1 protein-coding gene (cut by a window edge) is annotated in these 20,467 nt (G+C 59.6%); it reads left to right on the top strand.

Annotated elements, in window-relative coordinates:
- Positions 1–20,467 carry the 3' portion of an autotransporter-associated beta strand repeat-containing protein gene (locus tag ACILSL_RS15320; RefSeq protein ID WP_395732918.1) on the top strand. 8,243 nt of this gene lie to the left of the window's left edge, so the window shows 20,467 of its 28,710 coding nt (coding positions 8,244–28,710); the start codon falls outside the window, past its left edge; the stop codon is at positions 20,465–20,467.

The raw sequence follows: 20,467 nt of genomic DNA, 5'->3' as shown, positions 1-20,467 counted from the left end.
TTCGACGGCTGCCAGCGCCTTTGGAGACGGATCGGGCATTCTTTCCCTGAACGGCGGGTATCTGCTCTATGCAGGTGCTGGTGAAACGGTGAACCGCCAGATCAACCTGACGGCCAGCTCGACTCTGGAATCGAGCGGTAGCGGCGCCCTCATCATTACTAATCTGGTCAACGCGACGGCGGGTGCCAAGACCCTCAATCTTGACGGCCTCAGCAATGACGCCAATGAGATCAGATCGGTCCTGGCTGACAATGGGGGCGCTCTGTCTATCACCAAGGCGGTGGGTGGTGGTACCTGGATCTTGTCCGGGGCCAACACCTACACGGGAACCACCACCATCAACGGCGGTTATCTGGGGATTGGCGGTGCGACAACCGGCACATCTGGAACGTCGATCAGCACGGGTCTTCTTGTTCTGAGCAATTCGGGCATCTATGCGACAAATGCGGGAGGATTGACGATCAATAACGCGGTCAGAATCACTCAAGGCACCACGGGCATCTTCAATGGTGTCAACTCAATCACCCTTGGTGGAGCGGTGGATGCCACCACTGGCGGGAATTGGACGATCAGCAACACCATCGCGACTCCGTCCACCTTGACCATCAACGGGAACCTGAACAACAACGACGGCACGAACGCCCGCTTGGTTCTTTTCACTGGCACGGGAAACACCATCATCAACGGCAATCTGACGGCAACAAGCACGGGGGGGATGCTGCTGGGTCTAAACACCTCCGGCACGGTCACCTTTAACGGCACCAATACCTCCACAGCTGTCGGCGGCACCCTCACCCAAGGGACACTCATCGCCAATGGCAATCCATTCAGCGGCGGCACGCTTACCTTCAACGGGGGTGTGCTGCAGGCCAACACCAACATCAGCAACACATCTCTTCCCACCATCAATCTCTTCGGCAGTGGTGGCACTAACAATATCAATTCTGCATTTCCGACTGTGACTGGAAATGGCACGGTCACGGTTGACACACTGGCGATCAATGTCAGCAACAACGGTTCGGGCACGCGCTCATTCTTCAACAACCTGAGTTCGGCTGGCGGGTTTACCGTCAATACTTCCGTCAACTTGATGCAGGCCGGCACAGGGACCGGCACCTTGATCCTGGCAGGGACAGGTACAACCAACTTCAACGGTGTCATAGGCAATGGCACAGGTGGTGCCGGTGTGTTCCAGTATCTGGGCAGTGGCTCCTTGAATCTGACGGCGGACAACACCTACACGGGGGCGACCACTCTCAGCAACGGCACCATCACGCTGAGCGGCAATGGTCGTCTGGGCACCACCTCCGGCATCACGGTGAACCACGGGGCAGTGCTTACCTTGGACAACACGCTGGCAAATCCGGCTGTGGCAGATCGTCTGGGGAACAAACCGCTGACCCTCAATGGCGCCACCTTGAATTTCATCGGCATGACCACCGCTGGTTCCACTGAAGGAACAGCGGGCAACACGCTGACCTTTAATGCCGGACAGTCGGTCATCAACATCACCAACAATGGGGGCACGACGCAGATGAACTTTACGTCAGTGACAACCAATGCAGGTGCCTTTGTGAACTGGACTTCCAATGCCACTCTTGGCACGGCGACCAACCGTGTCATGTTCTCCACAGCGCCGACCCTCACACCGGTGACAACAGGCATCCTGGCCCGCCAGGTGGTTTCAGGCATTGCTGCCGGTGGTGCTGGTTTGATTGAGTTTGCCACTTATGGAGGCAATGGGATCGCGGCTTTTTCGGCTTACAGCTCAGCCACCAACATCAACAACGCTGCGGCCACGGACACGCTCAAGATCGGCACGGCCAACACCACTGTGGATGACATCACGACGGCGGCCAAAACGGTCAATGCGCTGAATATCATTGAGTCTGGCCGCACCATCGGGATGACGAATGTTACGAATGCCACCCTGACCCTTACCTCTGGCGGCATCATCGCCAACTATTCGGGAACGACGATCCTTGCCGTGCCGCGCGTCGCACTGGGTGCAGAAGGTGCCATGCACATTGCTTCCGGAGCCACCCTGAACATGACGGGAGCCTTCACGGGAACCACGGGTTTGAACAAGAACCTGCCCGGCACACTTACCCTTAGCGGCCAGCAGTTCTACACCGGTCAGACCACCGTGAATGATGGCACGCTGAATCTCAGCTTTGGCACCAACACTCTCTTCCCTGCGGCCCAGGCTCTCTCCGTGAATGGAAACGGCGTGGTGAACTTGAACAATAACATTCAATATGTGGGCACACTCAGCGGCGGCACCCAGCCTGGTTCGGGCGGAACCATCAATCTGGGCAGTGGTACCTTAGTGACCAGCATGGGGGGCAACGCCACTTTTGCAGGCTCCATCACGGGCACGGGAAATTTTGTCCGCACCAATGGCAGTACGCTGACGCTTGAAAACGCCTTGTCCTATAGCGGGGCGACGGTCCTGATGGGTGGCGTGACCACCTTGCGTGACAACGCCACGCTGCTCAACACCTCAGCGATCACCATCAACTACGGTACGCTGACATTGGACAACAACGCCAACCTGCAAATCGACATCGCTGACCGTGTGAATGACAATGCCGCCATCACCCTGCGTGGAGGAACGCTCATTCTCACCGGCCGCGCGAGCACTTTCTCCTCAGAAAGCCTGGGGGCTGTCAATTCCGCGCAAGGCGCCAATACAATCACCAACTCTGCCAATGGCAATGCGACCGGGTCCTATGGAGAGAGTGTTCTGACCCTCAGCAGCCTTACGCGTACTGCTGGCACGACAATCAACTTCACCGCCAGCGCTGGTACGCTGGGCAGTCTTGGATCCCATCCACGGATCTTGGTGACAGCGGGCATGACCAATCTCAGCAACAATGTACTGGGAGGCTGGGCCATTGCCAACAGCACGGATTTTGCCGCCTACAATGTCGCGCAGGGCATCGGCGCGGTGGGAGCCGCCGGCTATGCGGGGTATGAGGCCACCTTTGGGAGCGGCTACATCACCAGTATTCTGCCGGCAGCGGCCATCACGACCACCCTGGGTGCTGGCGGGGCGACCACAAGCATGCTGCGTCTGGCGGGTGCGTTTACCAACAACATTGAGTTTGATGCGACGACACCCGGAACGCTGCTCCTCGAAGCCGGCGCCCTGCTGCGCAGCAACAACAACAATGCGTCCAGCATTGGCACGGCCACCATTCGCGGCGTGCTGACCAGCGGTACCAACGAACTGGTTGTTTACAACGCAGCCAACACCACGGGTGCGACCGTCATGACGATCAACTCAGTGATGCAGGGAGCTTTCACCTTCATCAAATCAGGTGCAGGTGTCCTTTCCCTGACGGCGCAGAACACCTACTCGCTAGGAACAATCGTCAACCAAGGCACCCTCGAACTGCGTGGCACGAATGTGAATGATGTGGTCATCCCCGGAGATCTGACCATCAATGGTGGCACCCAGGGGGCCACGGCCACGGTGACGATGTTTACCAATGGTCAGCAGATTGCCTCGTCCAGCAACGTCACCCTCAACGGCCGTGCTTTGCTGACGCTTGCAGGAAACAATACCCTGAGCAGCTTCACGCTGAATAACAACGGTGGTGAAGCGACCCCTCCGACCCTTGCCATTGGTTCCGGAGTCCTGACGATCACCAGCAGCACTCCCTTCACCGCCACGACCAGCAATGCGGCCAGCGCCAACACGGTCAGCGGCGCAGGTTCCATTGTGCTGAGCAATGGAGTGAACACCATCAACGTGGGTGCCATCGCGACCGCAGGCCAGACTTACAACTCGATACTTTCCGGGCTGACGATTTCCGCGATCATCACCGGCGCAGGAGCGAGCACCAGCATCACCAAGAGCGGCGACGGCTTCCTGCAGCTCAGCGGAGCAAACACCTTCGCCGGCGGCATCACCACGACAGGAGCGCTGGGTGGCATCATCATCGGCGCCAACAGCTCTTCAACCTTTGGCGGCGGGCCGCTCGTGAATGGCCCCCTCGGCACAGGCACCCTGACGCTTGCCGCCGGCAGCACTCTGATGGTGGACAACGCTTCCCGCACCGTGGCCAACAACATCGCCTTCGCCAATGGAACACCGACGTTTGACTCGACGGGCGTCACTGCGGCCACGATGACGTTGAACGGCACGCTCTCCTTTGGTTCCGCGACTTCGATCACTGCTTCGATTGCCAATCCAAATCTGACAGTCAGCTTGTTGGGACAGATCAGCGGTATCGGTTCCATGACCTCGATCACCCGGACCGGCCTGGGTACCTTGATCTTCAACTCGGCGGGTTATGCCGGCGATTTTGTCGCCAGCAGTCTGGCCGCCGCGGGTGCTCCGCTCACGATAGCCCATGATGGCGATGGCTATGGCGAAGTGCAGACCATCAGTTTGGGAAATGTCATCTTTGACACCGGCGTGGTCCCGAACATCACCATTCAGCGCGCCGGTGGCACCGCACCGCTCAACCTGGCGCAGAACAAGATTATTACGCTGAGCAGCCTGAACAACCTCAACCTCGGCCTCACGCTGACGAACAGCAACGGCTACGGTCTCTCACTCTCGGATTCCGTTGCACTCACCGGCACACCGACCTTCAGCGTCGCCACAGCCAGCAGCTCCAACGTCAACCAAGGCCTCTACCTCACGGGGGTTCTCAGTGGCACCGGCTTCATCAAGACCGGTGCGGGGACCATGGTTCTCACCAATGCCGGCAACACCTTCACCGGCGGCATCAACATCGGCCAGGGCGTGGTTTCCGCCGGTTCGGATGCAGTTTTGGGCAATTCGACTAATCTGATCCAGCTGAATCCAACCGCTACGACGGCCACGTTCCGTGCCACGGGTACGTACACGTTGAACCATATCATCCAGCTCACCAATACGGCCAATGCGCGCGCCATTGAAGTCACTGCTGGCAACACTCTGACCCTGAGCACCGCATTTGATCTCAATGCCGGAGCCGGCGCGACGGCCGCTCTCGTCAAGGCCGACAACGGTGTGCTGGATTTCGGCACGGTGAACAACACCGGCTGGAGCGGCGGGATGAGTGTCAATGCCGGTGCGCTGCTGCTGCGCACGTCCACCAACCTGGGCACCAGCACCATCACCATCGGTGGCACGGCTGAAGCCGGCGTGCAGTTGACGGGCGGCGTGACCATCAGCAATGCCCTCAGTGTTCCTGCCGCTGGCAGCAGCACACAAAATGGCATCAATGGTGGCGGCACGATTCAGAGCCTTTCCGGCATCAATATCTGGGCTGGCAGCATCACGCAGACAGCTGCTGCGATGAGCCTCGGCGCGGACGTGGGTGCCACCCTCAACATCACGGGCACCTGGTCGGCCACCAACTCTGTCGCCTTCGTTGGCGGCGGCACGATCAATCTCCAGACCGCGCTGCCAGCCTTTGGCACCGGCTTCACCATTCGTGGCGGACTTGCAGGGACGGCTACCACGGTCAACCTGACGACCTCCAGCACGGCATTCATCACCGCGCTTAACATCCGCAACGGCTCGTTCAACATCAGCGGTTCCGGGGTGAAGATCGGAGCTGCTGGCGCGATCACGGTGGATCAAGGCAGCACTCTCTTTGTGGATGATTCTGGCGGGGCGACGGCATCTCGTCTCGGAGGCCGGCCATTGACGATGGAAGGTGGCAACTTCAACTACAAGGTGGCGGCAGCCGGCTCAACAGAAGTCGCAGGCGTCCTCACCCTGAGTTCCGGCCAAACCACCATCAATGTGAACAACAGCCTCGCTGGTACGAGCACGCTGACTTTTGCCAGCCTGACACAGACTGCGGCTGGCAATACGCTGAACTACACCGGCACGGGCAACTTTTTGGGGACGGCAAGCAACAAGATCGTCTACACCACAGCGCCGACTCTCGTGGGCGGGGCTGTGGCTGCCACGAATGGTTTGCTGGCCCGTCAGACGATCACCAGCGGCGGAGTCACTGAATTCGCCACCTATAACACCAATGGTGTCGCGACGAACACCAATGGCATCCAGGCCTTCGCCGGATACACGGTGCAGACGGACATCTCCAGCACGGTGGCTACAGACACCTACAAGGCCACGACGGTGACCTCGAACACGCTTCCGACCTCCCAGACTCTCAACGCCATCACCTTGAGCGGCGGCATTTCGATGGACTCGTTGAATAATGTCAACCCAACGACACTCACTCTGACCAGCGGCGGCATTCTCAACCAGTCGGGGATCAACAGTCTGGACGTTCAGCTCGTGGCCTTTGCTGCGGTGGAAAGCATCATCCATGTGAGCAGCGGCTCCACGCTGAACATTTCCTCCGGGCTGTTCGGCTCGGGCGGCATGACCAAAGACCTGGGCGGCACATTGAATCTGATCCAGCAGCAATACGTCAGCGGCACAACCACCATCAACAACGGGCTGGTCAACCTCCTGGCCAATTCGGTCAATACGCTGCTCTTCAACAATGCTCTGACCGTCAACAACGGCGGCACCCTCAATCTCAACGGGGGATCCCAGTACGTGGGCACTCTGTCGAGCGTGGGCTCCGGGGCGGGTCTGGATGCAGGTGGCGGAACGATCACCAACAGTGTGGTCGGCACATCCACGCTGGTGGCGAACAGCGCCAGTGCCACTTTTGGTGGAACGATCACCGGTGACGCCACTCATGTCATCTCCCTGGTCAAAGCAAACACCGGAGGCACGCTGACGCTGACCAACGCCAACACCTATTACGGTGCCACGACGATCACCGGCGGAACATTGACCCTGCAGGATCGAGGCACCCTCCTCAACACCGCCTCGGTTAACATCAACTACGGCACTTTGAACATCACCAACACGGGCACCTATGACAGTGGCAACCGTATCAACGACAGCGCGGCAGTCACTCTGCGTGGGGGCACTCTCAACTACCTTGGCAGAGTGCAAGGAGTGTCGAGTGAAACGCTCGCTTCGCTAAGTCTTGCCGAAGGCAACAGCCAGATCACCATCACTCCCGGCGGCACAGGAGTGAACTCGGCGGACCTCATCTTCACGGGCGCGCTGACCCGCAGCAATAACGCGACCGTTAACCTCAACACCGCCAATGGCCAGATGGGCAGTGCTGGTCGCATTCTGTTTGGCACGATCAATGGTGTTTCCACCGCAACTCCCGGCGGCGGCTTGATCAATGGCATCATCGGTGGCTGGGCAGTCAGCGGCGGCAATGATTTCCTGACCTATGTGCCCACCCTCGGTCTGGCCGCGCTGGGTGCGGCGGGCGCGCCTGGTTACGACACCACCGGCCTGCCAGCCTCTGGCGGCGGCACCCTCAACGTCAAGCTGAGCTCCGCTTCCTTCGTCATCCCTGACATCAACGTCGGCTCAGCGGGCACCTACTTCCTCAACTCGCTGAATTATGCGACCAGTGTGACTGCGCAGACCCTGAGTTTCGCTGACAATGCTGACACGCTGAACCTGACGTCGGGTGGCTTCAGCAAAAATGGCAACTTCACCGCCAACATCGGTTCGGCAGTGGGGAATGGAATGCTGACGGCCGGTGGTGCCACTGCCACGGGCTCCGGCATTGCGGAACTTTTCATCTTCAACAACGCCACGACGGCCACCACGATCAATTCTGCGATCGTGGACAATGCAGCGAGTGGTGATGCTGTGCGGCTGGTTTACACCCCCTTCAATGGAGCCTCGATCATCCTGGCTGGAACGAACACCTACAGCGGCGGCACGGTGGTCAATGCGGGCAACTCTTTTACCGGCACATTGGTCATTGGTGCCACGGGCACCCTGCCAGGAGGCGGGTTGACCATCAATACCGCCACAGTCACACAGACGGCGGGCGGTGTCATCACCCCGCAGGCGGTCACCATCAATGGTCAGGGAACTTTGACTTTGACGGGCAACAACAGCCTGACGAACCTGGTCTTCAACAATAATGGCGGCGGCACCTCAACGCTTACGCCTGGAGCTGCCACCGATACGCTGACGATCACTGGCAGCATCACTTCCAATCCGACCAATGTGGGCGGCATAGCCACCATCGGAACGGGGAACCTGAATCTGGTCAGTGCCACAAGCTTCCAGATTGCCGTAGATGCGACCAAGGCCAATGGCGTGGATGTGGCCCCATGGCAGGCGGGGCTGATCATCAACTCCGTCATCACCAATGCCGGCACCAACGGCCTCGTGAAGACCGGTGCTGGCATGCTGCAGCTCGGCGGTGCCAGTACGTTCACGACGGGCGTCACCGTCAGTGCGGGCGGACTTATCCTGGGTGCGGACAGCACGCCAAATACGCTGGGTGCAACCGTCACGAGCGGCCCTCTGGGCACGGGCACGTTGACCATGGCCAGTGGCACCAGTCTGGTGGCCTCTGGCGCCCGTCTGATTTCCAACGATGTGAATTTCCTGGCTGACCCGACGCTCACGGTCGGGGGTGTGACCACTGGCTCCACCATTTTCAACGGCGTCAACAACCTGACGCTGAATGGCAACACAACGCTGCCAAACATTTGGAATGTCACGGTGACGGCAGCGCAAATGACGGTCAGCATTGGCAACGTCACGGGCTCTGCACCCACGGACGTGATCAACAAGTCGGGTCTCGGCATCCTCAACTCTCCGGGTGGTTACCTTGGCACCTTGCAGGTGAGCGGTGGTGTCACCATTTCGATGGACGGCAACCTGCGCGGCACGTTGGAAAACTTGGTGGATGGCTCGGCGTATGTGATCACTGCCAACACTTCCCTGACGGTGAACCACTCCGGTGGCGGCCTGACAGCCTTCAACAAAAACATCCAGGAGACCACCCTCAGCATCGGGGCCAGCACCCTGGCGCTGACCAACTCCAGCGGCTACGGGCTTGAGTTTACCGGCACCACCACACTTAGTGACGTGCCGACCCTGAGCGTGGCCAATGCCACCGGCTCCAACGTGGTGCAGGGATTGACCCTCAGCGGCCAGGTCACGGGTGCATTCGGCATCGTGAAATCTGGTTCCGGCACTCTGGTGCTTTCGAATGCGACCAACAACTTCGGTGGTGGCGGAGCCTTGATCGACATCCGCAAAGGTGTGGTGTCAGTCTCCAGCGACGCCCAGCTCGGCGACTCCAGCAACGGGGTCAACCTGAACATCAACGCCACGACTGCGGCGGGCTTCCGTTCGACGGGAACCTTCAGCACCTCCCGCACGTTTACATTGAACCAGCCAAGCAACGCCTTCGAAGTCACCGCTGGCAATGTGCTGACGCTCAGCACGGCGTTCAACCTTTTGGCCACGACCAATGCGATCTTCAAGAATGACAATGGCGTGCTGGAACTCACGGCAGACAACACTGCGGCAAGCTGGTCCAACAGCACGGCTGGCATCACGATCAACGCCGGTGCGGTGCGCCTGAGCAACAGCAACGCGGCCGGCCTGAGCACGAACAAGATCGTCGTCAACAGCGCGATCGGTGCTGCACTTCAGCTGTCTGGCAACGTGACGATTGCCAATGCGCTGATCCTCAACAATGCCTCCAACGAAACCCTCCGCAGCGGTCTGAACAGCGGCGGTGCCTTGCAGAGCGTGTCGGGCAACAACACCTACTCCGGGTTGATTTCGACCGTGAATGACTCAGGCGTGGGTGCCAATGCGGGTGCTACTCTGAACATTACTGGGGGCATTGACAATACAGGTGGCAAGCAGATCACCTTCTACGGAGCGGGAACGATCAACCTCAACAGCGCTGTCATTAACGGACTGGTTTTCCAGTTCAACAAATATGGAACTGGCACGCTGAACATCACCGCCGCGCAAACGCAGACATTTGGTTCCGGCACGACGGGGCTTGGCGTCCAGGTGAACGCCGGCACCCTCAGCCTCAATACTGCGGGCACAGTGGTCACTGCGACAAACGGCATCAATGTCAATCCGGGCGCGACCTTGGTGCTTGACGACAATATCGGCGGCGCGGTCACCGGACGTCTTGGCAACTCAGCCGTTACTATCAACGGGGGCAGCCTTGTCTTCAACGCCGCCTCGGGGGGGTCGTCACAGGCCAGCACGGCGGCACTGAGCACCGCGCTCGGAGCGGCCACGATCACTTCGAATCAGACGGGTGCCGGAGCGGCCTCGCTTACTTTTGGAAGTTTTGGACAGGCGGGGGACACGTCCTTTGTTGCGAACGGTGCCAACCTCGGCACGGCGACCAATACGATCCTCTTCACGACGGCACCGACACTGGTCGGGGGCGCGGTGGCGGCCACGAACGGACTCCTGGCACGCGGTATTGTATCCAATGGAGCCGGAAGCTTTGACTTCGCAACGTATGGGACGAACGGCGCTGCCACCAATGCCTTCGGCCTTCAGGCGTTCACCAACTACAACCCAACTTCTACGACGAACATCAATTCAGCCGCCGCCACGGATACGATCAACGTCAATGCAGGGATGACGACGGCAAGCATCACCGCGAGCAAGACGATCAATGCGCTGAAGATCACCGGCAATGGATTGACGGTTGGCGGCAACAGCCTCACCACCCTGACACTGACGGCGGGCGGCATTGCCGTCACCAACGGTGGCGCTGCGGGAACGAACACAATCAATGTGCCGATTCTCGCCTTTGCAGCCGTGCAGGCGATCTTCCATGTGGATGCTGGTGCAGTGCTGAACCTGAACAGCACCTTGAGCGGCACGGCAGGCTATGTGAAGGCCGATGCGGGTACTCTGGTTCTGAATGCGCCAGCCAACAATCTCGGCATCGGCAACACCACGGCCAATGCCATCTCATTAACCGGCACCGGCAACCTTCTGGGAGGCACGCTGCAACTCGGCACGAACAACGCCATCGTCCAAAATACGTTCCTCCGTGTCGGTCCGGGAGCCGCGCTCGACATGAACGGCAAGATTCAGTACCTGTCGGGCCTCTTCACCAACTCGTCGGTCGCGGAACCCTCGGCGGGAGCGCTGGGCTCTGTCATCAATTCGAGCGGCACCACGGCCAACTTGATCATAAACCAGGACAATGTGGCGCGCTCCTGGTCCGGGGCCATCAGTGGCAGCATCAACTTCACGCGTTCCGGTCAGAACACCTGGAGTGTCTTCAGCAACCAAACCTACACTGGCACGACTCTGATCAACGGTGGTACGACGACCTTGCGTGATGCGGGCGCCCTGTCCGGCACCACGGCCATTGACATCAACTATGCGACCCTCACGCTCGACAACAATGCCGGTCAATTGGATTCCACGGACCGCATCAATGACGCTGCGACGATCAAATTGCGCGGTGGCACGATCAACTTTACTGGACGCACCAACACTGCCTCCACAGAGACGCTGGGTGCCGTGACGCTGGTGGAAGGTGCTTCCTTCATCACTCCGGCAGTCAATGCGGCCATTCCTTTTGTGGGCTCGGCAGATCTTACGCTGACCAGCCTTACCCGTGCGACGGGTGGCGGCACGATCAACTTCACCTCAACCACGGCCGGGCTGATCGGCAACAGCGCCCGCATCCTGATCCCGACGATCAACGGCGTCTCCACGGCGACAGTGGGCGGTGGTCTGACCAATGATATCATCGGCGGCTGGGCCGTTATTGGCACCAGTGACTGGGCCAGCTACATTCCTGGACTGGGCGTGGGAGCCCTGGGGGCCCAAGGCTTTGCCCAATACTCCACGAAGGTGCTCAGTCCGTCGAATCTCGCGACGGAAAACATCAACATCAATTACACGACCACGACCACGGGCATTACGGCCAACACGACGATCAACAGCCTTAAAACGAGCAACATCGTGGTGGCCAGCATTCCGGTGAGCGCCGGAGCCACACTGACTCTGGCGACGGGCGGCTTCCTGAACTTCACCAGCACGGCATACAACGTCGGCAATGTGGTCAATCAGGGCAGCCTCACATCGGGCGGACCTGAGCTGTTCATATACACCCAGGGCAGTGGAACACCGACGATCAACTCCGTCATCACCGGCACAGGCATGAGCCTCGTGAAAAGTGGAGCGAACACCCTCACTTTGGCGGCCACGAACACTTACAACGGCGGCACGTTCGTCAACCAGGGAACGCTGAACGTGGCTGCGACGGGCATCATCCCGCTTGCCTCCAATGTTGCGAACGGCCTCGTCATCAACAGCGCGACGGTGACAATCAATGCGGCAGGAGCGATCAACGCGGGCAACATTGTTACAATCAACAGCAATGCCGCCATCCTGAACCTCTTTGGCAACAACACGCTGGCCGGTGTGGTGTTCGGTGCTGTGGGCGGGACGTCCAATCCTACACTTAATACTTTTGCCGCCGCCTCCATCACCGGCGGTGCCGGTGTCCTGACGATAGGAAGTTCGGGGATTGTCTCCACCTCGTCAGATGTGCAGAGCATCTCCCTGATCTCAGGGCGTGTGGACTTTGGCACTTCGGGCAACACGGTCAATGTGGGGAGCATCGACGTGAACGGAGCCACGGACGTGTCTCCGCTGCAGAGAGGCCTTCTCATCGACGGCATTGTGGGCAGCTCGGGTGGTTTCACCAAAACTGGCTTGGGCAATCTGGATCTGCGTGCGCAGCAAATCTTCACGGGCAGTCTCAATGTCGCCGCCGGTGGCGTCAGGCTCTCTGTTGCGAATGCGGGTTCCCGCTATGGTAATGTGAACCTGAGCACCTCCAACTCACGGCTTGATGTGGCGGGCATCACCACCACCATCGGCTCGCTGACCGGCAACGGCATTGTCTTCAACAGCACCACCACTGCGGCCACGCTGCAAGTGGGCTTTGACAATACAAGCACCACGTTCTCCGGCATCATCGGCCGTTACAATGATGTGACCCTCAGCTCTGTGGGCATCACCAAGATCGGCACGGGTACCCTGCGCATGACGAGTGCGCAAAGCACGACGAATGGCTCGACGGGCACGGTCACCGTCAGTGGCGGAACGCTGTCTTTCGACAATGGGGGGGCCTGGTTCGCTGGAACGACCGCTCCTGCGATTGCAGGCACCTTTACGGTCAATGAGGGAGGGATTCTGCTGCTCGACAACACCGCTTCCAATTTGAACAACCGTCTTGGCCTCAACGCCACAGGAACGCTGAACATCCAGGGTGGTGAACTCGTGATCAATGGAAACAGTGCCGCGAACACCACTGAGCAGATCAACAGCCTGACAGTGGCCAATGGCGGCGGCATGCTCACCCTCAATGCCAATGCCGCTTCGCAGTTAAACATGACCATTGTGACGCTTGGCGCCCTCAATGCCACCGGCAGCCAAGTCTTTCGCGGCATCAGCGGCTCTGTGGCAGCCAATGGCAACGCGACCTTGACGATCACGAACAACAGTCTTCAAGGCGGCCAGGGAGGTGGCAACACCGGAACGACCAACATGAGCATCCGCGCGGACATCCTCGCTGATGCATCTGCCACAGGGCTGGGCACCGGCTTCCTGGTCAAGGACATCGGAACTGGAGGGACCAACCTCTATCGTGCCCTCGGTGGTTCCACAGGCTTTGCTTCGGGTGAGTACAACATGACTCCGACCACCTGGGCGACCGCGCAAAATGCGGGCATCAATGGCAGCGCGCTGACCACTGGCATCAACTTGAGCGCGAACAGCCTCACCGTGGGCGGCACGTCCAGCCTGAGCTCCGCGCTCAACGCCACGGTTTTCGGTGTCTATGGTCCATCTGGTGTGCTCACCGAGACCAACAACACCAGCTCGATCCTGGTGCTCAACGGTGGTGTCTTCACGCAAAACATCGCTTTCAACGGCACTGCTGGAAACACCCTGACCATCCACACAGTTGGCACAGCGTCCTACACGCAGAACGGCTACTTTGGCATCGGCAACACCGGCGGCCTAGTCAAGGCGGATGATGGCACGATGAATTTGAACAATCTGGCGTTCTTCACCGGTGGTGTGACGGTCAACGGCGGAACGCTGAACCTGGGTTCCGGCTCGGACAACACCCTCGCCGTGGTCACGGGTGTGACGACACCCACTGTCAATGCGCTGGCGGTCAACGGAAGCGGCGCCCTTGTGGATCTGAAGAACAAGAACCAGGCGGTTGGCGCGATTTCCAGCATCAATCCTCTCCCGGGTCAGGGCGGCACGATTACCAACAGCGGTGGCACCACGGTGACCCTGACCTCGACCGGTGGCGGTACATTCGGCGGCGCAATCACAGGTGCGATTGCATTCACTCGTGCAGGCAACAACACCACGCTGCTGACAAGCGCCAGCACCTACACAGGTGCCACGATTATCCGCGGTGGCGTATTGCAACTGCGTGACTCGGGCAGCATCTCAAGCACGGCGGGAGTGACGGTGAACTACGGCACGCTGCAGCTCGACCAGTCGGGACTCAATCCACTTGGCAACCTCAACCCAACACGCATCGCGGCTGGGAATCAGGTGACGTTGCTGGGCGGCGGTCTGACCTTGACGCCTGGCGGCTCGGTCGATTCTTCGGCAACGATCAATCTGGTCACGCTGCTTGCTGGTGCCACCACCATCACACCGACCATTCTGGCAACTCAGGGTACCACCAACACCCTGACCATTGGCAACCTGCAGACTGCTGCGCTGATTACTGCGGGGGGCACACTCAACGTGAATGCCGCCGTCGGCCAGCCGGGCATCAACCAGGCGGAACTGATCCTCACCCAGGTCAACGGCAGCACCGTGGCAAACAACTTTGTGTTCGGCCCGAACATCATCGTGAACAATGGTGACTATGGCTCCTACCTGACCACACAGGGCATTGGCGCTCTCGGTTCGACCGGTTTTGTGGCCTATGGCGCGGCTCTGGCGAGCGGTGCCAACACCCCGACCGTCATCAACGCGAACACGGCTGCACTGACCATCGGTGCGAACACCACCACCGGATCCTTGAAATTTGGCACCAACGCCACCACGGCGATGACCTTCACGGCCGGCACGGAAATCCTGACTCTCTCCTTGGGCGGGCTTCTCTCCTCAAACAACGCCAATGCAGTGAACATCGGCACCGCCGCGCTGCGCGGAGTCTTGACAGCGGGAACGACGTCAGCTGCGGCAGATCTGGTGACTTACCAGCCGCAGAACACCACGACGATCGAATCCATTATCCAGAACAATGCTGCTGGCGGCGTCGTGCGCCTCATCAAGTCTGGCGGGGGCACGCTGACCTTGACCGCTGCAAATACCTTCGGCGGTGGCACCATCGTCAACCAGGGCACCCTCAATCTGACCGGGACCACGGCGGGCTTTGTTGTCATTCCTGGTGACCTGACGATCAACGGCACCAACTCCGCCACCAACACCACGGTGACGATGACCGCGAACGCGCAGCAGATCGCGACGACCGCGAACATCACCATCAATGGCGGTGGCACGCTGACGCTTGTTGGCACGAACACCCTCAGCAGCATCACCTTCAACAATGCGGGTGCGATGACGAACCCTTCGGTGGCCACGGCCACGTTGCTGACTTTGTCCTCTGCCAATGCGATCACGGCGACCAATGATTCCCTGGCCACGACTCCAGTCATCTCCGGCACGGCGCTGGCTCTGTCGAACGCGGCACCGGTGATCAACGTCTCCGGCCTCTCCACTAACAGCCTGCAGATCTCAGCCCCGATCACCAGCGCGGGCGGTGCGATCATCAAGAGTGGAGCCGGGGCGCTGTCCCTGACTGGTGCCAACACATTCACCACTGGCATCCTCTTGAATGCCGGCACCCTGATCTTCGGCAACAACGCCGCAGCCGGCACAGGCACTCTGACGATTTCCAATCTCGGAACCAACACCACCCTCATGAGTGATGGCACGATCCGCACCATCGCCAATGCGACGACTGTGAACGGTGACTTCACCGTGGGCGGTGTGACCGCCGGCAACGGTCTCATCCTTTCGGGTGCGATGAATCTCGGCGCTGTCGCCCGCACCATCACCGTGGCAAGTCCGGCGGAAAACCTGACCATTTCGAACGTGATGACGACGACGGTTGCATCTGCCACGGGTCTCACCAAAGCCGGCGCAGGCACGCTGACCATCAGCACGGCGCAGACGGATGCAGCCTTCGGCGGCACCGGAACCACGGCTGGCATCACGGTGGCCGGGGGCATTCTGAGAAACGGTGTTGCCAACGCGATCGCCAACAGCAGCCTGCTCACCATCAATGCGGGTGCAGGCTATGACCTGAATACTTTTGGAGAAATCATCAAGCAGATCGCTGGCGGCGGTTTCATCACCAACTCCAGCACAGCGGCGACGCTTGTGATCGGCGGCACCAGTGTCACGGATGTGACGACCAACCTGAGCAGCACTTTCAGCGGTGCGCTTACGGCAGCCACTCCCGCCAACTTGCTTGTGACCAAAGTGGGTCTCGGATCGTTGACACTCTCGGGTGGTGGTCTGAGCAATTATGCCGGAGCGACGATCGTTGCTGCCGGTTCACTCGTGGGCGGAGCGGACAATGCCTTCTCCCCCGCCAGCATTGTGACGGTTGGCAACAGCACGACGGGTACCAACAATCTGACGGCCACGCTCGATCTGGGAGGCTTCAACCAGACAATCGGTGGCCTTGTTGCCGGCACGCAGACCGTGGGAAGCTCTTCGACCATCAGCATTGCTTCCGGCAAGACCCTGACGGTGAATGGCAATGTCACCCTCGGTTCCAACACGAGCGCCAATGACATCACCAATGTGAACTTCACCGGTGCTGGAAATCTTGTAGTGACCAGCACGGGAGGCATCTTTCAAGTCGGTGGAGCCACGGGCACCACCAACCAAGACTCAGCGATTGTAAACATGTCTTCACTCAGCAGCGTGACCATCAACCTCGGGTCAGCGGGAACCTTCCGTATTGGCGATAGCAATGGTGGGGCGAACTCCTCCGGGACTTCTACGTTGACCTTGGGTGCCACGAACACTATCACCACAGGGACGTTGAGCATTGGTGAGCCGACTACGCAAAACCTCGTCCAGAGTCTCAAACTGGGAAGTGGCGTCAACACCCTCAATGCGAACACCATCAATGTTGGTACCAACACCCAGCGCGGTATCGGCAGCCTGGTCTTTAACAGCGGTTCTGGCACACTCATCGTGCGTGCAGCGGATGGGACAAGTCGTGCGGCTTGGAACATGATCAATGGCGCATCTGGTACAGGAGCGGCCCTTTCCGGCACGGCCACTCTGACAGGACATAACGCGGATCTCCTCCTGAGCACGATGACCATGGCAGCTCGTTCCGCAATGAATGGGGCGGGTGACGCCACGGCCACGTTCTCCTTCGATACGGGCACCATGGATGTCTCGACGCTGGCGATGTCCATCCGCAGCGGCAGCAACACTGCCGGAACAATGTCATCGACTGTCACCATCGGCGGTGGGACGGTGACAATTGGTGCACTGAACATGGCCGCCAACTCGAGCGCCACCAGCACTGCAGGTGGCTCGACGGCTGTTTTGAATGTCGCTGGCGGTGCCGTCACCATCGGGTCAGTCAGCATGACCAACGTGACAGGTGCCGCAGCCAACGTGGCCACCAGCACACTCAATTTCACCGGCGGCAGCGTCATCCTGAATAGTGACATCCTGCGCACCACGACGACGGGGACGCAGAATACCACGCTCATCCTTGATGGCGCAGTGCTGGACATGGTGAACAACGCCATCGGCAGCAGCACGGCCAAGATTGGATCCGGCACCGGCACGATTGCCTTCAAATCCGGCACACTGAAAAACGTGGCGGAAATCAATGGGGGTGACGCACTCACCAAGACCACTGCCGGCACTTTGATCATGGAAGGTAACAACACCTATGCCGGTGGCACCAACATCAATGGCGGCATCCTCCAGGTGAACAGCACCAATGCAGTGGGGACGACCGGTGCCATCAGCTTTGGTGGTGGCACCCTGCAATACACGGCCAATAACACGACCGATTACTCCGGCCGCTTCAGCACTGCGGCAGGCCAGGCCTACAGCATCGACACCAACGGTCAGGACGTGACCTATGATGCCGGACTTGCCAGCAGCACTGGCACCGTGACCAAACTCGGTGAGGGCAGGCTGATCTTTACTGCGACCAGCACCTATACTGGAGCCACCACGGTGAGCCAGGGCACCCTGCAGATTGGCAATGGCACCTCCGGTTCCATTGACGGTTCGTCAGCGGTTTCCACGGCAGCTGCAGCCACCCTCAGCATCAACCTCGCAAACAACGGTGAATTTGCCAATAACGTCTCCAACGCAGGCACCGTGAATGCCAGTGGTGCAAACACCAACATCCTCAGCGGTGTCATCAGCGGTGGCGGTAGCTTCACTCAAACGGGGACTGGCACCACCATCCTCTCCAATGCGAACCTTTACACGGGCACCACGAGCATCAATTCCGGAGTGCTCTCCGTGACTGGTTCACTGGACAAAACGAATGTGACGGTGAATGGCGGCGGTAGGCTGAGCGGCACCGGGACGATCGGCGTGGCTGGTGCTTCGGGTGGCGGCAGTGTCACGGTGGCTGGCAGCGCGACACCTTCCAGCCGCGGCAGCATTGGACTGGTGGATGGCTCCGTCAACACGCTCACTCTGAATGCGATCACCAGCAGTGCCGCTCTGATCTTGGGCAGTGGAGGTCAGCGGGCTTCGCTTGCCTTCGAAATTGGTGCTTCCAATTCGAGCGACACCCTTGTGATTGGTACAGGCGCGCTGGTGGACGCCACGGCTGGTGGTGCTGTGATCGACATCACGGGGCTGTCGGGTGCTGGCATCGGCACGTACAATCTGATCACCTTCGACAGCGGCAACAAGAGTGGTTTCAGCAACTTGAGCCTAGGCACCCTCACGGGACTTGGCGGTGGCGGGTGGAACTTCGCCTTGCAGGAAACCAGCACGGCCTGGCAGCTTGCCGTAACTCAGGCAGCGGCTGGAGCAACGGCCTACTGGCGCGGTGATCAGAGCGGAACATGGAACACCATCACCAACGGCTTCACCAACTGGTACACGGATGCCACCGGGACAACGAACGCAGCCCTGCCAGGTGCTGTGACGGATGTGGTATTCACCACTGACAACATCGCAGGCAACTATTCGACCACCCTGGGGGCGGACGTCTCAATCAAGAGCCTTTCATTCCGTGGCACAAGCACGCCTTCGGCCAGCAACAGCGTGATCATCGCTGGCAGCAGCACGCTCACGGTGGGTGCCGGTGGAATTAATGTGGAGGCAGGCTCGGCCGCCCACACCATCAGCAGCAAAGTGGCTCTCGGTACGAACGAGACCTGGACCAACAACTCCACTGCAGGAACGCTGACGGTGGGCGGTGTGGTCAGTGACGGTGGCAATGGCTATTCCCTGACCACAGCGGGTGCAGGAACGGTCGCCCTTTCGGGTGCCAACACCTACACGGGCGCCACCCTTGTGAGTGAAGGTACGCTGCAGCTTGGAAATGGAGGAGCCACGGGCTCCATCAGCACCACCAGCACGATCAGCGTGGCCAATGGTGCCACCTTTGCGGTCAACGAAAGTGCAGCAGTCAGTCAAGGCACCGACTTCATTGGCACCGGTTCTGGCATCTCCGGCGCAGGAAACTTCGCCCAGACCGGATCAGGCTCCACTGTCCTGAACGGTTCCAACACCTACACGGGCACCACCACGGTGAGCAATGGCCAGGTGCACCTCACGGGCAATCTGACCAGCACGAGCGCTGTTACGGTGAGTGAGTCCGCGGGAACCCTCGGCACCTACAATGCTTCCACGAACACCTTCACGGGTCAAAATGCCGCAGTGCTTTCGGCGAATGACAACGTCACGCTTGGCAGTGCCTCCGGCGCGGTGACGGTGGGCGGTGCCGGAGCGGTGGGCATTCTGGCGCCCGGTGGCAGCTTGGGAGCCGACAATGGATCTCTCACGATCGGCCACGATCTCGTGGTGAGCAGCGGCTCCATGCTGAATCTGGGAATCACGACTCCAACGGTGGCGGCTCCAACCAGCTTTGTTTTCACCAACGGCCAGTATTACCTCAGCAGTGACACCGCCTTCACCAACGGGTATAGCAATGTGCAGAACCTGATCACCGACAATGGCAATGTGGCTCCGCCAGCTGCCAACACGGCGGTTGCCACAGAGGTCAACGTTGCTCCAGCTTCTGGAAACCACGACTACATCAACGTCGCTGGAACTTTGACGCTGAACAGCGGCAGCATGGTGCATGTGTTTGCCAATGGAACTCCAAGCTTCACCTACGGCGAGGTGTTCAACCTGCTTGACTGGACTTCCATCATTAACAATGGATTTAACAATCCTGCCACCTTCACCGCAGGTGGAGCAACGGGAGATTTCTTCCTGCCTGATTTGAGCCTCACCAGCTCTGGCCTCGCCTGGGATACCAGCGCCTTCACCACCTACGGCATCCTCGTTGTGGTTCCAGAGCCATCCCGTGTGCTGCTGCTCCTGTTTGGCCTTCTGGGCCTCGCATGCCGTCGCCGCCGTTCTGCCCGCTGA

The organism is Prosthecobacter sp., from assembly GCF_044222345.1.
Lineage (GTDB): Bacteria > Verrucomicrobiota > Verrucomicrobiia > Verrucomicrobiales > Verrucomicrobiaceae > Prosthecobacter.
The sequence above is the reverse complement of the archived record's forward strand: the minus strand, read 5'-3'. Positions and strand labels throughout refer to the sequence as shown.